The organism is Streptococcus xiaochunlingii (assembly GCF_006385805.1).
GTDB lineage: Bacteria > Bacillota > Bacilli > Lactobacillales > Streptococcaceae > Streptococcus > Streptococcus xiaochunlingii.
The window spans coordinates 575561-592221 of record NZ_VFSG01000001.1; the positions used below are offsets into that span (position 1 = coordinate 575561).

Below are 16661 nucleotides of genomic sequence, written 5' to 3' on the forward strand. Positions count from 1 at the left end.
GGACAAAGATCCAGTCTTTTTCTGTCTTAATTACTAGAAAGTTGGGCAGTTTGCATTTTGTAATATACGCCTTTTTGAGCCATCAACTCCGTATGATTCCCGTATTCGACAATATTTCCATCTACCATAACTAGGATGAGATCCGCATTTTCAATTGTAGATAGACGATGGGCAATCACAAAGCTCGTTCGACCCATCATCAACTTATGAAAGGCCTCCTGAATGAGCAACTCTGTCCGCGTGTCAATGGAAGAGGTCGCCTCATCTAGGATCAGAATCTTAGGTACTGCAAGAAAGACCCGAGCAATGGTCAGAAGCTGTCTTTGTCCTTGAGAGAGGGAGTCTCCCGCATCCGCTAGATAGGTATCATAGCCATCTGGAAGCTGTTGAATGAAGAAATCAGCATTGGCAGCTTTTGCTGCTTGAACCACTTCTTCCCGACTAGCATCTGGTCGACCAAATGCGATATTCTCATGAACCGTTCCAACTTTGAGCCAAGTCTCTTGTAGAACCATTCCAAACTGCTTGCGGTAGCTTTCTAGACTATAGCTATCTACAGCTTCATGATCTAAGCTCAACTGCCCCTGATCCACATCATAGAATCGCATGAGAAGGTTAATTAGTGTAGATTTCCCAGCCCCAGTTGGACCAACAATAGCTACCTTACTAGCTGGCGGGATGGAAATGGAGAGGTCCTTTATGAGGGTCTGATCAGGGCGATAACCAAAGCTGACATGATCAAATTGGACAGCTCCTTTGACAGTCTCTTCTTGCAAGTCTCTCTTGCCACTTTCTTTCACTTCCTCTTGATCCAAGACACTGTAGAGACGTTCCGCACAAGCCAAGGCACTTTGCAACTCAGCAAGGACAGATGAGATGTCATTGAAGGGTTTGGTATACTGATTGACATAGTTGAGGAAGGTCACCAACTGGCCAACAGTAAAGCCCGTTCCAGATAGGATTCGGAAGGCTCCAAATCCTGTCACCAACGCATAAATCAGGGCATTGACAAAGCGCGTCGCAGGATTAACGGTAGAGGAATAAAAAATCGCCTCTTGAGAATAACCAGCATAGTCGCCATTGATCTCAATAAACTTGTCTTTAAACTGACCCTGCGCATTAAAAGCTTGGAGCAAGCTTTCTTGACTGAGAGATTCTTCAATCATCTGCGTCTGAGCCCCACGAGCTTGGGTCTGCATCCGAAAGAGATGGTAGGAACGCTTGGCAATAAAACGAGCGATAAAGAGTGATAAAGGAGTCAGGATCAAAACCATCCCCATCATCATCCAATCCAATCGGGCCATACTAGCGATGGTCACTAAGATTGTAAGAAGACCAACAAAGAACTGACTGAAGACCATGAATAAACCATTGTTCAGTTGTTCAACGTCCGTGGTCAAGCGACTGACCAAATCCCCAGTACCTTGACGATCCAGGAAAGATAAAGGAAGGACATGTACTTTCTGGATGACCTTCTCCCTTAAGTCCTCACTGTATCGATAGATCATCTGATTGTAAATTAAAGGATTCAACCATTGAATCAAGGTTGCAAAGAGGATCACTAGACCCATTTGCAGGATAAGTGGGAGTATGAGGTGAGCTGCATCAGGGAGGACCACTAAGTCTATTGCCCGCCCGATTAGGATAGGGATATAGACGGTCAACAAGACTTGTAAGATGGTTCCCAGACTGGCTAAGATTAGCCAAATGGGCTGTTTGGCTATATCAGCAAGCAAGCGCCGTAAATAAGTCTTCTGTTTCATTCTGCCCCCTCCTCTCTCTTCTGTTGGGAGAAATGAATCTCTTGGTATAAAGGATTGGTTGCCACCAAGTCTTCATGACTTCCTAGGCCGACTTGACGACCTTTATCTAAGATGAGAATTTGCTCAGCACTTCGTAGACTATTGGTCCGCTGCGAGATGAGGATGAGGCTTGTTTCCGTCAACTCCTCTTTTAGAGCCTGTAATAGTCTTGCTTCTGTCAAATAGTCCAAGGCAGATGTAGAATCATCCAAGACCAAAAATGGTGCTTGGCGAAGGACAGCCCGAGCGATGGTTAAACGTTGCCGTTGACCACCAGAAAAATTCCGTCCAAAAGCTTCTACGGGAGCCTCTAGTCCTCCCTCTTTCTCACGGACGAAATCAGCTGCTTGCGCAACTCCCAAGGCCCACCACAACTGCTCTTCGTTCTGTTCCTCATTTAATCCTAATGTTAGGTTTGAACGAATACTCCCTTTAAAGAGCTCAGCCTTTTGTGGAACTACTGCTACCCAGTCACGCCATTGACGAAGAGTCTTTGGATTTTCTCCATCTTTAAAAATAGTTAGACTTCCTTTACTTGCTTCATACAGATGACCTAACAATTGAACCAAAGTAGATTTACCAGCACCTGTCCCTCCTATGATTCCCAAAGTTTGGCCCTTGTTCAGGGATAAGTGAATCCCTTCTAAGGATGGTTTTGCAGCTAAAGGATAGGTAAAGACAAGGTCTTGGATCTGGAGGGCCAGTTGAGGGTCAGAAACAGATACATCATCCAACTCTTGATCCAGCTCTTCACTTTTTTCTTCAAAGACCTGGACTATCCGACCAGCAGCAATATAGCTTTGGTTGAGCGATGTCACCAACATGGCTAACTTCAGCAATTCCGTCAAAATTTGAAGCAGGTAATTGACCAAAGCAACCAACATTCCTTGACTGAGGGTCCCCATTTGAATAGAGGCTTGCCCTTGCCAAAGAATACAAATCAAGGTTCCATTCACGACGAGAAAAGTTAAGGGACTGATTAAACTAGACCATTTAGAGACCACTAATTGCCACTTCGTATAGTCTTGGTTAACCTCATTAAACTCTGCTTCTTCGTGAGATGCCTGCCCAAAGGCGCGGATAACCCTCATCCCTTGTAACTGCTGACGCGTAATGGTAACCATTCGGTCCGTAATTTTCCTTATGCGCGCATAAAGAGGATTGACCAGACGAGACATAAGGACAATGATTAAGGTCAAGAGGGCAACCATACCAATAAACCATAAGGTCAGTTGCGGACTAATGGTGAAGGCCATAAAAATCGATCCGAAAACGACAATCGGCGCACGGAGAAATAGACGTAAAAATAAATTAATCCCCGTTTGAATCTGATAGGTATCACTGGTTAAGCGCGTCACGAGACTTGAGGTGGTTAAACGGTCTCTTTGCTCCTTAGACAAGCTGAGAATCTTCTCATATAGGTCATTAGTCAATTCCTTGGTATAGCCAACCGCTGCTTTTGACGAATAATATTGGGCCGTTATCGCTACAAGAACCCCAAAACCAGCAAAAACAAATAAGAGACCAACCAGTCCAAATATCCCCCCTTGATCCTGACGGGGGATGAGCTGATCGACCAGATGGGCAATTAAAAGTGGAACCAGTAATTCAAAAGTTGCTTCTAACAACTTGAAAAACGGTCCCAGTATGGATTCTTTTTTATAATTCCTGAAGTATTTCAATAAGTCTTTCATACTACTAGTTTCTCTTTCTAATGGATGTACTTATTTTACCACAATTTAGAAAGAGAGAAAAACTCTCCCTGCAAAGCAGAGAGAGTTGAAAAACGACCCAATGTACGTCAGGAATATTATTCCATCTTTGTCCCCTTATTTAATAGATTGCCCATTTTCCCTAATCCAATCAGTAAGAGAGGGAAAGATAGGAGGATCACAAGGCCTAGTACAAGGAAAACAGCTACAAATCCACAAGTGTCAATCAACCAACCAGTCAGTGGGAAGATCACAATCATAGACAAACTAAACATCATCGAATTGATACTAAGCATGGTTGCTCGTACACTAGAAGGCAAATAAGCTTGTAAATCATTGTAGTAAATGGGTTGATACACTGCATAAAGGGCATTGGTCAAGAGATAGACACTCAGATAGGCGAATGGAGTCCTCCACCCTACCAACAGCAAGGCCAAACCTGTCAGTGCAACCAGGATTGGAAAGACTTGATTACTGTTCCATTTTTTCCCGATTTGACTAGCTAGATAAACTGCTAGAAGATTAAATCCACTTCCAATCAACATGATGAGCGATACTTGCCAACTAGCTAGGTCACTGATTTTCTGTTGGTAGTAAAAATAAAACATACACATGATGGTTCCTACCAGCTGATAGGTGAACATCCAGTAAAACAAGACTGGTTTTTCCTGCCACTCTTGTTTCACTACCTCCAATATACGCTTTATGGTCAAGTGATTTCTTTCACCGCTCTTACTCTCTGGCTCTTTCATTAGAAAAATCAAGAGGATGGATAGCAAGGATAGTCCAATAGCAATCAGATAGGTCCAGGCCAATGCTCCGTGAATAAAGAAGCCTGCCACAACTGTACCTAAGGTTCGGGTGACTTCTGCCACACCAGATAAAAAGCTAGAAATCTGAAGATATCGGTCCTTTTGATCAGCTTCAACAGCAGAATCATATAAGAAAGCGGTACTGGTCCCTGAGTCAAAATTGTAGGACCAAGCATTGACCATCATAGCAATCGCATAAATCCAAAAAATCCCCTGACCAAACAAAATCAAGATAGAGGACACAATACTGGCCAAGCGAGCCAAATAGAGATTGGTCTTGTAGCTAAATCGATCGGCCAACATACCAGATGGGATTTCACATAAGAGACTTGTCCCATGAAAGATACTCTCTAATAGACCGATTTGAAGCAAGGAAAGACCATTTTGGATAAAAAATAAAATCCAAAAACTAGTAATTCCAAAATAAGAAGTGAATTCCAGACCTGCCAGGAGTGGAATATTGCCTTTGTAAGTTCTTTTAAACATTTTTTTCTCTCTTTCAATATATAATATGAGTTTTTCTAAAAGACTTACTTAGAGTTGCCTACATTTTCCCCACCTCTTTCGTTTAAAGTAAAAACGCCAACTGACGTTTTATATAGTTCTTAAGGTTTGATACGGTGCAACATACGTGGGAATGGAATGGCTTCACGGATGTGTTTTGTACCAGCTGCGAAGGTTACCATACGCTCGATACCGATACCAAATCCACCGTGTGGGACTGTACCGTATTTACGGAGGTCAAGGTAGAATTCATACTCTGTACGATCCATACCAAGTGATTCCATCTTCGCAACAAGAGCGTCGTAGTCTTCCTCACGCATGGAGCCACCGATGATTTCTCCGTAGCCTTCTGGTGCAAGCAAGTCGGCACAAAGCACGCGGTCTGGGTTACCAGGAACTGGCTTCATGTAGAAGGCCTTGATATCTGCTGGGTAGTTAATGACAAAGGTTGGTACACCAAAGTGGTTTGAAATCCACGTTTCGTGTGGTGAACCGAAGTCATCTCCATGTTCCAAATGTTCGTAGTCAGCGTCTTCATCGTTTTCATGCTCTTGCAAGAGATCAATCGCTTCATCGTAAGTGATGCGTTTGAATGGCTCTGCAATGTAGCGTTTCAAGAGCTCAGTATCACGTTCCAATGTTTCCAAGGCTTGAGGAGCACGGTCCAAAACACCTTGAAGCAAAGCTTTAACATAAGCTTCTTGCAAGTCAAGTGATTCATCATGTGTCAAGTATGAATACTCAGCATCCATCATCCAGAACTCAGTCAAGTGACGACGAGTCTTAGATTTTTCAGCACGGAATACTGGACCAAAGTCAAAGACGCGACCAAGAGCCATAGCACCCGCTTCAAGATAAAGCTGACCAGATTGACTCAAGTAGGCTGGTGTTCCAAAGTAGTCAGTTTCAAACAGTTCAGTTGAATCTTCTGCCGCATTACCTGAAAGAATTGGGCTATCAAACTTCATGAAGCCATTCTTATCAAAAAACTCATAAGTTGCATAGATGATCGCATTACGGATTTGCATGACAGCTACTTGTTTGCGTGAACGAAGCCACAAGTGACGGTTGTCCATCAAGAAGTCTGTTCCATGTTCTTTTGGAGTGATTGGGTAATCTTGAGATTCACCGATCACTTCGATGTCTGTAATATCGAGCTCGTAACCAAATTTAGAACGCTCGTCTTCTTTGACAATCCCTGTCACGAAAACAGATGTTTCTTGGCTTAGACGTTTGATGGTGTCAAATTTTTCAAGACCTACTTCTTCGCCGAATTTTTCGATAAAGTTTGGTTTGAAAGCAACACCTTGGAAGAAGGCCGTTCCGTCACGCAATTGCAAGAATGCGATCTTCCCTTTTCCTGATTTATTCGCCACCCAAGCACCGATGGTCACTTCTTGACCGACATAGTCTTTTACTTCGATGATGGTAATCCGTTTTGTCATAATACATCTTCCTTTTCTCATTGTACTTGTCCGAAGACATGGTCACCTTTCATTTTACCACAATTAGGACTTGATAGCTATCTCTCACAAGCTAAAATGCGTCTTTTTTTAACGAAAGCTGACTTTTTAAAGAAAAGTCAATCAACTTTTCAAATTCTTGAACCGATATAAAAATTTTTTCCTATATTTTGATTTTTCAAAGGGAATTCCAGTCTTTTTTAGTCTTTCTAGCAACCGTTTTTGACAAGTAAAAAGCTTACAAGTTATACTAACAGTATGTATAAGGAGGAAAAAATGAAAAAGAAAATTCAACTCACTACGGGATTGTGTGCAGCTGTTTTAGCCCTCAGTCTCGCAACAACCACTTTTGCTGATGAGCAGACAGGCCCTGTCACTGAATGACAAGATAGGCTTGCTCCTGTTTCAGGAAGTTCAGAGAGTTCAGCTACTACAGCTACAAACGAAGAAACAGCACCACTTCCTAGCGAAGAAACAGCTATCCCAACAGTTGAGGAACCAACCCCAGCTCCTGCTGAAACACCAGTAGATCCACGAATCTCCGAAATTCGTGTCATCCATCGTCGTCGGACTTTGAAACCAGACTTTTCTCCAATTGCATCTTCTACAGATGTCGTCTACAAGACAGTTGAAGCCCGTGCTTTCACCAAATATGACGTTTCTGGAAATGGGCCAGCAACCGTTACAGACGAAAATGGAAAAACATGGTATCGAGTACGATATTCTGAGCTTGATATTAAAGATGGCTTCCATTACAAGAGCGCTCCTGAAAAAGGAACTGCAAACGCGCCCGTCATTGAAGTCATTCATCTCTATGACGATATCGATTTGAATCCTGAAGTTGTAAAACGTGCTCGTTTTGTAGACGATAAGGGACAAGAAATTGTTCCTTCCCAAGAAAATAGCGTCGAGCGGAGCCTTGATTTGGCTTATGAAGCTGGTCTCCCAACAGCACCCGCACAGATTCAAGCCAATGGAAAAACTTATACCTTCCAATCTGCTGACAAAGGAGAATTGACCTCTCATAAACTCCACATTTCTAACCTAGTTACTGTAACCTATTTCTATAAAGAAGTGACAAGCCCAGTTGTTGAAAAACCTGTGATTCCTTCTACTCCAGAAAAACCTGTTCAGAAACTTCGTCTTCCAAAAGGAAATAATGGAGCCAAAACACGCGTACCTGTTAGCAAGAAGGCTCCAGCAAAACCATCTAGTCCAGAAGTGAAAAAATTCCGCCTTCCAAAAGGAAACAATGGGGCTAAGACCCGTGTCCCTGTGAAAAAGGCGAATACTATTCTATCTGTCGATTACTTATAATTCTATAGAAAAGAGGCTAAGACAAAAGTCCTAGCCTCTCAATTATTTTTGGATTGTCGAGCAATACGCAGTGGTTGAGTGGGCTCTACTACGCTGATTTCATCAGCTTTTACAGCCCTACTCAACTGTGCGGAGGTGGGACGACGAAATCGAATTCTGACGAATTACCGATTTCTGTCCCACTCTCTTATTTTAATTCTCCATAAATTGATGCAAGCGGCGAACAGCTTCTTTCAACGTTTCCAGGTCAGTAGCATAGCTAAGACGGACATTTTCTGGGGCTCCAAATCCAGCACCTGTAATAAGGGCAACACCCACTTCTTCCAGGATGGCAGTTGCAAACTCTGTCACATCTGTATAACCTTTCATCTCCATGGCTTTTTTGACATTTGGGAAGAGATAGAAAGCTCCCTGTGGCTTGATGACATCAAAACCTGGAACTTCGCACAAAAGAGGATAGATGGTATTCAAACGCTCCTCAAAGGCTTGACGCATCACCTCTACCGAGTCTTGTGGACCTGTCAAGGCTTCAATCGTAGCATACTGCGATACGGCCGTCAGGTTGGAAGTTGTTTGACCAGTCAGTTTACTCATAGCTGCGATGATTTCGGGATCACCAACCGCATAACCAACCCGCCAACCTGTCATAGCATAGGCTTTTGAAACACCGTTAATGACAACCGTTTGTTTGCGGATGGCTTCCGATAAGCTTGAAATCGGAACAAACTCATTGCCGTTATAGACCAGACGACCATAGATATCATCCGCTAAAATAATAATGTCATGTTCGACAGCCCAATTTCCAATGGCTAGGAGTTCGTCCTTGCTATAAATCATCCCCGTCGGATTAGAAGGAGAGTTTAAGACCAAGACCTTAGTTTTCTCCGTCCGAGCTTCTTCCAATTGCTCAACGGATACCTTAAAATCATTGGCTTGGTGTCCTTTGACATAGACGGGAACCCCTTCTGCCATCAGGACCTGGTCTCCATAGCTGACCCAGTATGGTGTCGGGATAATAACCTCATCACCTGGATTGAGCACAGCCATAAAGAAGGTATAGAGCGAAAACTTGGCACCTGTCGCAAAGGTGACTTGATTTGGTGAAACGGAATATCCATAGTAGCGTTCGAAATAGGTATTGACGGCAGCCTTTAATGCTGGAAGGCCAGAAGCAACCGTATAAAAGGAAGCCCGTCCATCCCGAATAGCTTGAACTGCAGCATCTTGAATATTCTCAGGAGTGTGAAAATCAGGCTGGCCCAAGGTTAGAAAGAGGATATCTTTTCCTTCTGCCTTTAGTTTTTTTGCCTTGGCATCACTTGCCAGGGTGACACTTTCTTCCATCTTTAATACACGATCAGAAATTTTCATACCTTACCTACTTTCTATCTGGGACCAGTTACAGACGAACCAATTTAAACAAAGATTCTACCAGAAGCTGGCTACAATACCTATATTATACACCATAAATCTGACTTGGAGCAAGATTTTGCTAAAGATTCCACATAAACTTTACTCCTTCTAACTATTCGAATTGTAAATAATTTGAAAGTGAAGTTAACAGACCTATTTCTTGTGTTGATAATTCCATTATCTTGTCACCCACCTGTAATGTATTTGATATTAAGGCTTAATAGCGTCTAATACTATTTATTGATAAAATAATAGTATGAAGAATTTAGAAAAACTATTTGAAGAAGCCCAAACAGAATTAAAAACGATGATTGTCTTTCACAAGGCGGAACGGACTTTTCGTGCATCAGAGTCTCATGTCTTTAAGGACCATCAGTTGACCCCTACTCAGTTTTCCGTTTTAGAAACCTTGTACAGTAAGGGGGATCTCCGTATTCAGAACCTGATTGACAGTATTTTAGCGACCTCTGGAAATATGACTGTCGTGATTCGAAATATGGTGCGTGATGGATGGATCAAGCGCGAAACGGATCCAGATGACCGTCGTGCCTGCATTGTTTCTTTGACAGAAAAGGGACGTAAAAAAATTATCGAAGTACTTCCTGATCATATACGAAATGTTCAAAAAGTTATGAATGTCTTTAGCGAAGAAGAGCAAAAACAACTGCAAACTCTTCTGAAAAAACTAAAGGGCTCCCACTAAATTCTAATCATTCAATCAGTCGTGTTCATGGCCAGCTGACTTGTGTTGCTAGCTATGAACGCGTTTTTTTTATTCTCAAGAACAAAATGTACTAGTCGCTGTTAACTAGTACCTTAAAAAGATTTTTTGAGTCATTAAGCAGAGTTAAAACTTTCCGCTGTGAGAAAAGTGCCTGAAACAATTATATTTCAGGCACCCGGATTATTGAGAGTAAAACAGTTTGGGGAACTGTTTTAGCCTGAGCCAAGAAATTAAAGAGCGAAGAGGCTCAATAATTAGTCATGGAACTTTGAATAAGTTCGCCGACTTCCGTACTCACCTAAGGAAAGTTTTTAAGAGTGCTTTGCCTCCAATCTGATGTACTAGTAGTTGCTGACTAGTACCTTTTATTTACTCATATTTCACAAAGACTAATTGTTTGTCAGTCGATAAATCATCCTGGTAGGCAAAGCCATTAAAGCTTAACTGCTTCATCTCTTCGACCTTCGTGATCTGCTTCTCTAGTAAGGCTGTCACAAAAGCCCCACGCGCTTTCTTAGATATAGTCGAATGCACCTTCAACTGACCATTTTTCTCTTCTAGAAATTTAAAGGTCACCATTCGATCTTGAATCTCCTTAGAAAAGACAGTTTCAAACTCACTGGAAAGCAAAGATATAATCAGATCTTCCTCCTCAAGAGCTTTATCATAGACAGCCTTCCAAAAAGTCTTTAAGGATTTCCCCTGGACCTTGAGCTTCATGAGAAAGTCCAAACGATGAGGAGCAATCGGAGTAAGGGCTGGAATCACCCCATAAAGAGCTGAGGTGATCAAGAGATGGTCTTGTACATAAGCAGCTTCTGCTTCTGTCCAGTCCGTACGGCGGATATTCCGATACATGAGGCCGTCGAAGAGATTCAAAGCTGGATAGGTCTTAGCTGTACCAGACTTGAGCGCTTGGATCCGTTGCTCTTCTTCACTTGCTCGTTCTTCAGAAATCTTATAAAGCGATGCTAACTCTTCTAGAGATAATGAAGCTAAGGCATCGATGACCGCTTGTGGCTCATTTGATACAGGATGACCCGTTTTTTCTGGGGTATCCAGATTCATTTCTTTTGCAGTTGGAATTAATAGTTTCATAGAATTATTGTACCATATTTCATTTTCGCTTGACATAAAATCCCCATCATGTTATTATCTAGTTATTAAAACTAGATAATAAAGAGGTGAAAACTATTTTATTCAACTACACTTATCCCAAGTGGGAAGAAATTCCTGACATTGACCTTTATTTGGACCAGGTCCTCCTCTATGTCAATAAGGTATGTGCGCCTTTTATCTCAGAAACAGACAAGGGCTTGACAGCCTCCATGGTCAATAATTACGTTAAACACGGCTACCTGCCAAAACCAGATAAGAAGAAATACAAGCGACAGCAGGTTGCCCGTCTCATTGCTATTACGACCTTAAAGACGGTTTTTTCGATTCAAGAGATCGCAGCTACCTTGAACCTCTTGCAGAGTCAAGCCAACTCCGCAGACCTCTATAATAGTTTTGTGGACTTTCTTCATGAAGAGAAAGAACCTTTAGCACCTATTATCGGATCTGCCTGTCGTACCGTGCTACTCTACCAAGAAACACTATCCTATATCCATGTTCATTCTGAGGAGGTAAAATAAAAGTGAATTATGCTAGTAAATTAAGTAAACGATTATCCTTTGGGGAAGAAATCGCAAATAGTGTCACCCATGCAGTCGGGGCTGTTTTGATGCTCTTTCTTCTTCCAACTTCAGCTATTTATAGTTATGAAACACATGGAACTTTAGCAACTGTCGGGACTTCGATTTTTGTTATCAGTCTCTTTCTCATGTTTCTCTCATCGACCATCTACCATGCTATGGCCTATGACTCACCTCAGAAGTATGTCCTTCGGATCATCGATCACTCCATGATCTATATTGCCATTGCAGGTAGCTATACACCCGTCGTCCTTTCTCTCATGAACAACTGGTTCGGCTATGCCATTATCCTGATTCAATGGGGGACGACCATCTTCGGAATTCTTTATAAGATTTTTGCTAAGAAGGTAAATGAAAAATTCAGCTTGGCCCTCTATTTGATTATGGGATGGTTGGTGATTTTCATTATCCCACAGATCATCAGCCAGACAAGTCCAACCTTCTGGGGCTTGATGCTGATGGGTGGCCTATGTTACACAGTTGGAGCTGGATTTTACGCCAAAAAGAAACCTTATTTCCACATGATTTGGCATCTCTTCATCTTAGCCGCTTCTGCCCTCCAATATATCGCGATTGTTTATGTCATGTAAGAATCTTAGACTCCAAAAAATGGGAGTCTAAGAATGTTGACCTACATTTTTTATTAATACATATCAACTAATGCTGAAAAAGTTAAAATGAATGACTAGTAACTTCATTTAAATAGTTAGTGAATCTTTCCGCTGTGAGAAAGGTGCTAGAAACACTATTGTTTCTAGCACTCGGGAGTTTTGGAACCATAGATCCAAAACTAAGTCATGGAACTTCGTAGAAGTTCGCTGACGTCCGTACTCACCTAAGGAAAGTTTCTAAGATAACTTTATCATCAATCAGGGACTCTCAAAATGGGAGTCTTTTTTCATATTCTTTACTTGCAATTTTAACTCCAATTGACTACAATAAAGAAAAATTGTACGGGGACAGTTATGACGACCAAATACCAAAAAATTTTTACAACATTAAAAAACCAGATTGACCAGGGGATCCTAAAAACTGGAGACCGCCTGCCTTCCGTTCGCCAACTAGCCAGTCAGTATGTCTGCAGTAAGGATACCGTCCAGCGCGCCCTGCTCGAGCTCAGCTACAAGAACTATATCTATGCCAAGCCCCAAAGTGGCTACTATGTCCTGGAGGAAGAGTGTGGAAAGCATACTGATCTGCCTTTACGACTCAAGGAAGATCGCTTCCAGGCCTTTGAAGACTTTCGGACTTGTATCAACGAAACCCTTGTCGGTCGTGATAATTACCTCTTCAACTACTATGAAAAACAGGAAGGTCTAGTCGATCTCCGTCAATCTATTTCTTCTCTCCTTCGAGAAGATGCCATTTATACCCAGGAGAAACAAATCGTTATCACCTCAGGAACCCAGCAAGCCCTCTACCTTTTAAGTCAGGTCGCCTTTCCTAACCAAAAAGAACAAATCCTAGTAGAGCAACCAACCTACTACCGTATCAACAAGTTAATTCAGGAGCAAGACTTACCTTATCAAAGCATCAATCGCTTGCCTCAAGGAATTGACTTTGACCAACTGGAAGCCATCTTCAAAAGTGGCAAAATCAAATTTTTCTATACCATTCCCCGCTACCATTACCCTCTGGGACATACTTATAGCAAACAAGAAAAGGAACAGATATTGGCCTTAGCAGAACTCTATGATGTCTATATTGTCGAGGACGATTACTTGGGAGACTATGATCCACATTTTTCTCCTAGCTTTCATTATCTGGATGCATCTGACCGGGTCATCTACATCAAGTCTTTTTCTACTAGCCTCTTTTCTGCCCTCCGCATCACTTCTATGGTCCTCCCCCAAGCGCTTCTTTCCCCTGTCTTAAAACTCAAGGGTACACTCGACTACGAAAGTAACTTGGTTATGCAGAAGGCCTTGAGCCTCTATATTGACAATGGCATGTTTGCAAAAAACAAAGGGCTCCTTCACCAACAACAAGTCATCCAAAAAGAGCAAGCTGCTTCCCTACTCCAGCAACATTCCCTGTCCGTCCCCGTGTGGCCAGTCATTGGAGGAGTCTTACTAGATTTGAGACAGGTCCCTTCGGTCGCTCGTCTGAAACATAGCGGTCTCCCTCTCCACTTCTTCGAATCTGCCTATATTCAAAGCTGTCCCTATGTCTTTGCCCGTATCAATCAGGACAAACTGGAAGAGGTATTACCCCAAATTATCGCTTATCTATAATTCATCCTATCCTTTCTATTTCTTGAGTTATTTTATATATAAAACTATGTTACAAAAAAATTACATTTATTACAAATATCACTTGACATCTGTAACAATAGGAGTATAATCTAAGTCAGAAAGATAAAGAGGTGATATTATGAAACGATCTTTGATTCGTTGGACTGCAGCCTCTCTTGTGGCTGCATCACTTGGACTTGCTTTGGGAGGGTGTGGCTCAAAAGATAAAACAACTTCCTCATCCGAAAAAGCTTCTAGCTCGAAAGTTGAGAAAAAACCAAAAGCTAGCTTGAATAAAAAAGCTACAGTTTCTTCTTCTCAAGCAAAAGAAAATACTACTCCTTCAAGTCAGGCAAGTAACCCATCAGCTTCAACTGAAGCGAACAAGACAGAAGATACATCTTCAACTGATCAAGCAGTTGTTCCTGCAGGACTTGTCGGTACTTGGGTAGGATCTAGCCCTCAGGCAGATAGCATCAAAATGACTATTGAAGCCAATGGAGATATTACAACTGTCGTTAGCTTTAAAAATGATAGTGAACCAACCCGCACAGCCACCTATACTGCAAGAGCTATTCAAGCATCTGGTAATGTTTATTACTGGGAGTCAGAAGGTCTTAATGGCGCAGATGCACTACTTCCTGGTATTACTGGATTAGGAGTAGCAAATTTCCGCTTCAAACCAGGATTTATCCTTGAGGAAGGTCATTATACTCCGATAGCCTTTACAACAGATATCAATACAGAGTTTGACTATAGCAATTACAGAGATTTCCACTTCTCATTGACCAAAGAGCAATAAGGCCAGGAAATTTACCACTCAAAAAGAATGTTGACCCCTCAACATTCTTTTTTATGTTTCATTCACTCTTACGAATCTATTGGGTGAAACCCTTACTTCTTGGTCAAAGCCCAACTCTTGGCCACAAGCTCAAAAAGATGATCATCCTCAACTCGTTCATCCAAGGGAATGCTGATCCAGTACTTCTTGTTCATATGGTAGGCCGGATAGAACGGAGACTCTTCTAATAGTTGGCTGACATAGTCCAGTTTAAGATTTAAGACCTCAATCTTCCCTTCCTGTCTCGCATCTAGCTTGGACCAGTCAATCTTCATGAGAACGCCAAACCATTTGAGATCTTTTTGATGACGAAAGACACCCGAGTCCGGTGAGCGGTCCCAGAGATATTCGAGGGGACGATCATACTGCTGGCTGATCCAATCCACCAAGCGCTTGGTCTGTGGATACATAAAAACTTTGACAGCAAAACAGGAGCTTCTGATATCTTCTAAGGCCTGCTGACAGGCTTCTCTGACTTGACCCACATATTGACCAACCATCTGGTCCATATGGAGTTGCACATAGTCGTCGCCTGTCTCTTGATCCACTAACCAAAAACAAACTTGTTTTCCTTGAACAGTCACATAGAGCTCGAAGTCTCCATCGAGGAGTAGTTGCTCATAGCGAAACACCTCTCCCTGCTTTGAAAACCCATAAGCCAGGGCTTTTTCTTTATCTATACTATATTTCTCAAAATAATCTGGTAAAAACACTGGTCTACTCCTTCTCCTCCAGTATACCAAAAAGAAGCAAAAAATGAGTTAAGAATGGTCCTCAACTCATATAGATTTAAAAGACAACGCGGGTCCCATGTACCTGATCCACTCCTGGAACGTCAAGGAAAAGCTGACGATTCTCCAAGGAGATACCGCCACCTGCCAAGACTTCTACTTGGCCATCCGCTAACTTGGCATACTCTTCGTAGCGTTCCAACCGTTGTTCTATGTCTGTTTCTGGACTGCCGGCTCTTGTTAATAGTCGGGTCACCCCCACTTCCTTAATCCACTCGATCGTCGACGCTTGATCTTCTAAAGGAATCTGGTCAAATGCCATATGCATGGTCAATTCAAATCCTTGGCTAGCTTGGATGAAACGAAGCATGGCGTCTTTATCAAGCTGATTGTAAACAGTCAAGACACCTACCGCCAAGCCATCAACACCCAAATCACGAGCAACTTTCCAGTCTTCTAACATGATGTCTAGCTCTTGCTCAGAGTATACAAAATCTCCACCTCGAGGTCGAATCATGACGATAACCTTGGCCTGATACTCCTTAGCAAGCTTTGTAGCCTCTTTGATCACAGCATAGCTAGGAGTCGTACCTCCTACCGCTAAGTTATCACATAGTTCTACTCGTCGCGCTCCTGCTTGAAAAGCTTTTTCTAAAAGAGTTATGTTTTCTGCACAAAATTCATATAGTGGCATTTTAAATCTCCCTGTTTCTGAAATCGTTTTCTTGTTCTACCATACTCTTTTTTCTGGGCTTTGTCAAACTGAAAAACCTTCGGCCTCATCAGAAACCAATGGTTGATGCTTAATAGGAAATTGGAACGATAATTTGTAATACCATGTTCCCTTTTTCGACCTTCGCAGAATGGATTTGATAGCCACTTGTCGGCATGGTCAATTGGATTTGATTTCCTGTCATGGTAGCTCCTGTTCCCTCTTGGTTAACTTTCTCAGCAATTTTCGAAGCGACCAAGGATCGTGGAATTGGGAGATGCCCAAGACGGGCCCGTTCTAGGTTTAAAGTCAATTGTTGATCCGTCACACTCGCTGTATAGTCCATGCTCACCATGGTTTCTACCGGTCCAAGTTCAATCGGCACCTGAACATTGATGTAGTCTCCATTCATAGCAACTGCTGTATTGAGGAGAGTTTCATCCGACACCTCTCCGAGCATTCCTTTAATAACTTGGCGCAATTGAGGAGAATTCAGCTGAATCTCTGTTTGGAGGCCTGATGAGGTTACGTCTGCTGTAGAAAGACCTTCTTGGGCCAGATCTACCAGCGAAGTATTTACTGTTACATTTTTAAATTGTTCTTGAGTCGAAACTTTTGCCGGAATCAAGAAAACTGCTAAGACAATCACTAGGAGGAAGGTCAGTCCGATAAGTCGTTTGATCCATTTCCACATATGGT

16 protein-coding genes are annotated in these 16661 nt (G+C 42.2%); 6 read left to right on the forward strand and 10 right to left on the reverse strand.

Annotated features, from left to right (window positions below; all coding sequences use genetic code 11):
- Positions 1 to 26: 26 nt before the first annotated feature.
- The 5 genes from FJR71_RS02965 to FJR71_RS10075 all read right to left on the reverse strand — a co-directional run bounded on the left by FJR71_RS02965 (position 27) and on the right by FJR71_RS10075 (position 6850).
- Positions 27 to 1763: an ABC transporter ATP-binding protein gene (locus FJR71_RS02965; protein ID WP_140814059.1), complete on the reverse strand. Its 1737-nt coding sequence runs from the start codon at positions 1761 to 1763 to the stop codon at positions 27 to 29.
- Positions 1760 to 3496 (reverse strand): ABC transporter ATP-binding protein, encoded by a 1737-nt coding sequence (locus tag FJR71_RS02970; RefSeq protein WP_140814060.1) that lies wholly within the window; start codon positions 3494 to 3496, stop codon positions 1760 to 1762. Before FJR71_RS02970 ends, FJR71_RS02965 begins: the two co-directional genes overlap by 4 nt.
- A gap of 116 nt (positions 3497 to 3612) precedes the next feature.
- Positions 3613 to 4812: an MFS transporter gene (locus FJR71_RS02975; protein ID WP_140814061.1), complete on the reverse strand. Its 1200-nt coding sequence runs from the start codon at positions 4810 to 4812 to the stop codon at positions 3613 to 3615.
- A 119-nt stretch (positions 4813 to 4931) separates the two neighbouring features.
- On the reverse strand, positions 4932 to 6275 hold the full coding sequence (asnS, locus tag FJR71_RS02980) for an asparagine--tRNA ligase (RefSeq protein WP_037616614.1): 1344 nt from the start codon (positions 6273 to 6275) through the stop codon (positions 4932 to 4934).
- A 308-nt stretch (positions 6276 to 6583) separates the two neighbouring features.
- The gene (locus tag FJR71_RS10075; protein ID WP_246040090.1) at positions 6584 to 6850 is read right to left on the reverse strand and encodes a hypothetical protein; all 267 of its coding nucleotides are present in this window, start codon (positions 6848 to 6850) and stop codon (positions 6584 to 6586) included.
- Positions 6851 to 6866: 16 nt separating this feature from the next.
- Between FJR71_RS10075 and FJR71_RS02985 the strand changes: the two genes are divergently transcribed.
- Positions 6867 to 7610 carry a cell surface protein gene (locus FJR71_RS02985; RefSeq protein WP_246040091.1) on the forward strand — a complete coding sequence of 248 codons (744 nt, stop codon included), beginning with the start codon at positions 6867 to 6869 and terminating at the stop codon, positions 7608 to 7610.
- Positions 7611 to 7802: 192 nt separating this feature from the next.
- Here FJR71_RS02985 and FJR71_RS02995 read toward each other — a convergent pair whose 3' ends face one another.
- Complete coding sequence (locus FJR71_RS02995) at positions 7803 to 8981, reverse strand: pyridoxal phosphate-dependent aminotransferase (protein WP_140814062.1); 1179 nt, start codon at positions 8979 to 8981, stop codon at positions 7803 to 7805.
- A 298-nt stretch (positions 8982 to 9279) separates the two neighbouring features.
- Here FJR71_RS02995 and FJR71_RS03000 point away from each other — a divergent pair, with 298 nt between their 5' ends.
- Positions 9280 to 9726: a MarR family winged helix-turn-helix transcriptional regulator gene (locus FJR71_RS03000; RefSeq protein WP_140814063.1), complete on the forward strand. Its 447-nt coding sequence runs from the start codon at positions 9280 to 9282 to the stop codon at positions 9724 to 9726.
- 390 nt (positions 9727 to 10116) lie between these two features.
- Here the strand turns inward: FJR71_RS03000 and yaaA are convergent, their stop codons facing one another.
- The gene (yaaA, locus tag FJR71_RS03005) at positions 10117 to 10845 is read right to left on the reverse strand and encodes a peroxide stress protein YaaA (protein WP_140814440.1); all 729 of its coding nucleotides are present in this window, start codon (positions 10843 to 10845) and stop codon (positions 10117 to 10119) included.
- A 95-nt stretch (positions 10846 to 10940) separates the two neighbouring features.
- Here yaaA and FJR71_RS03010 point away from each other — a divergent pair, with 95 nt between their 5' ends.
- From FJR71_RS03010 to FJR71_RS03025, 4 genes are all read left to right on the forward strand, one after another.
- Positions 10941 to 11384, forward strand: a complete 444-nt coding sequence (locus tag FJR71_RS03010) for a DUF1836 domain-containing protein (RefSeq protein WP_425471120.1) — start codon at positions 10941 to 10943, stop codon at positions 11382 to 11384.
- Between the two features lie 2 nt (positions 11385 to 11386).
- Positions 11387 to 12034 carry a PAQR family membrane homeostasis protein TrhA gene (gene trhA, locus FJR71_RS03015; protein ID WP_140814065.1) on the forward strand — a complete coding sequence of 216 codons (648 nt, stop codon included), beginning with the start codon at positions 11387 to 11389 and terminating at the stop codon, positions 12032 to 12034.
- Between the two features lie 375 nt (positions 12035 to 12409).
- Positions 12410 to 13678, forward strand: coding sequence for an aminotransferase-like domain-containing protein (locus tag FJR71_RS03020; protein ID WP_140814066.1), 1269 nt, complete (start codon positions 12410 to 12412; stop codon positions 13676 to 13678).
- Between the two features lie 139 nt (positions 13679 to 13817).
- On the forward strand, positions 13818 to 14480 hold the full coding sequence (locus FJR71_RS03025; protein ID WP_140814067.1) for a hypothetical protein: 663 nt from the start codon (positions 13818 to 13820) through the stop codon (positions 14478 to 14480).
- A 92-nt stretch (positions 14481 to 14572) separates the two neighbouring features.
- Here FJR71_RS03025 and FJR71_RS03030 read toward each other — a convergent pair whose 3' ends face one another.
- The 3 genes from FJR71_RS03030 to FJR71_RS03040 form a co-directional block, all read right to left on the reverse strand.
- Positions 14573 to 15232, reverse strand: coding sequence for an MmcQ/YjbR family DNA-binding protein (locus FJR71_RS03030; protein WP_140814068.1), 660 nt, complete (start codon positions 15230 to 15232; stop codon positions 14573 to 14575).
- A gap of 76 nt (positions 15233 to 15308) precedes the next feature.
- Positions 15309 to 15944, reverse strand: coding sequence for a copper homeostasis protein CutC (locus FJR71_RS03035; RefSeq protein ID WP_140814069.1), 636 nt, complete (start codon positions 15942 to 15944; stop codon positions 15309 to 15311).
- Between the two features lie 109 nt (positions 15945 to 16053).
- Positions 16054 to 16656 carry a hypothetical protein gene (locus tag FJR71_RS03040; RefSeq protein ID WP_140814070.1) on the reverse strand — a complete coding sequence of 201 codons (603 nt, stop codon included), beginning with the start codon at positions 16654 to 16656 and terminating at the stop codon, positions 16054 to 16056.
- Positions 16657 to 16661 lie beyond the last annotated feature (5 nt).

Excerpts from the sequence above, each read along its gene's own strand:
- FJR71_RS02965 (WP_140814059.1), bottom strand. The coding sequence starts at position 1,763 with ATGAAACAGAAGACTTATTTACGGCGCTTGCTTGCTGATATAGCCAAA.
- FJR71_RS02970 (WP_140814060.1), bottom strand. The coding sequence starts at position 3,496 with ATGAAAGACTTATTGAAATACTTCAGGAATTATAAAAAAGAATCCATA.
- FJR71_RS02975 (WP_140814061.1), bottom strand. The coding sequence starts at position 4,812 with ATGTTTAAAAGAACTTACAAAGGCAATATTCCACTCCTGGCAGGTCTG.
- asnS (WP_037616614.1), bottom strand. The coding sequence starts at position 6,275 with ATGACAAAACGGATTACCATCATCGAAGTAAAAGACTATGTCGGTCAA.
- FJR71_RS10075 (WP_246040090.1), bottom strand. The coding sequence starts at position 6,850 with ATGACACGAATTTCGGAGATTCGTGGATCTACTGGTGTTTCAGCAGGA.
- FJR71_RS02995 (WP_140814062.1), bottom strand. The coding sequence starts at position 8,981 with ATGAAAATTTCTGATCGTGTATTAAAGATGGAAGAAAGTGTCACCCTG.
- FJR71_RS03000 (WP_140814063.1), top strand. The coding sequence starts at position 9,280 with ATGAAGAATTTAGAAAAACTATTTGAAGAAGCCCAAACAGAATTAAAA.
- yaaA (WP_140814440.1), bottom strand. The coding sequence starts at position 10,845 with ATGAAACTATTAATTCCAACTGCAAAAGAAATGAATCTGGATACCCCA.
- FJR71_RS03020 (WP_140814066.1), top strand. The coding sequence starts at position 12,410 with ATGACGACCAAATACCAAAAAATTTTTACAACATTAAAAAACCAGATT.
- FJR71_RS03025 (WP_140814067.1), top strand. The coding sequence starts at position 13,818 with ATGAAACGATCTTTGATTCGTTGGACTGCAGCCTCTCTTGTGGCTGCA.
- FJR71_RS03035 (WP_140814069.1), bottom strand. The coding sequence starts at position 15,944 with ATGCCACTATATGAATTTTGTGCAGAAAACATAACTCTTTTAGAAAAA.
- FJR71_RS03040 (WP_140814070.1), bottom strand. The coding sequence starts at position 16,656 with ATGTGGAAATGGATCAAACGACTTATCGGACTGACCTTCCTCCTAGTG.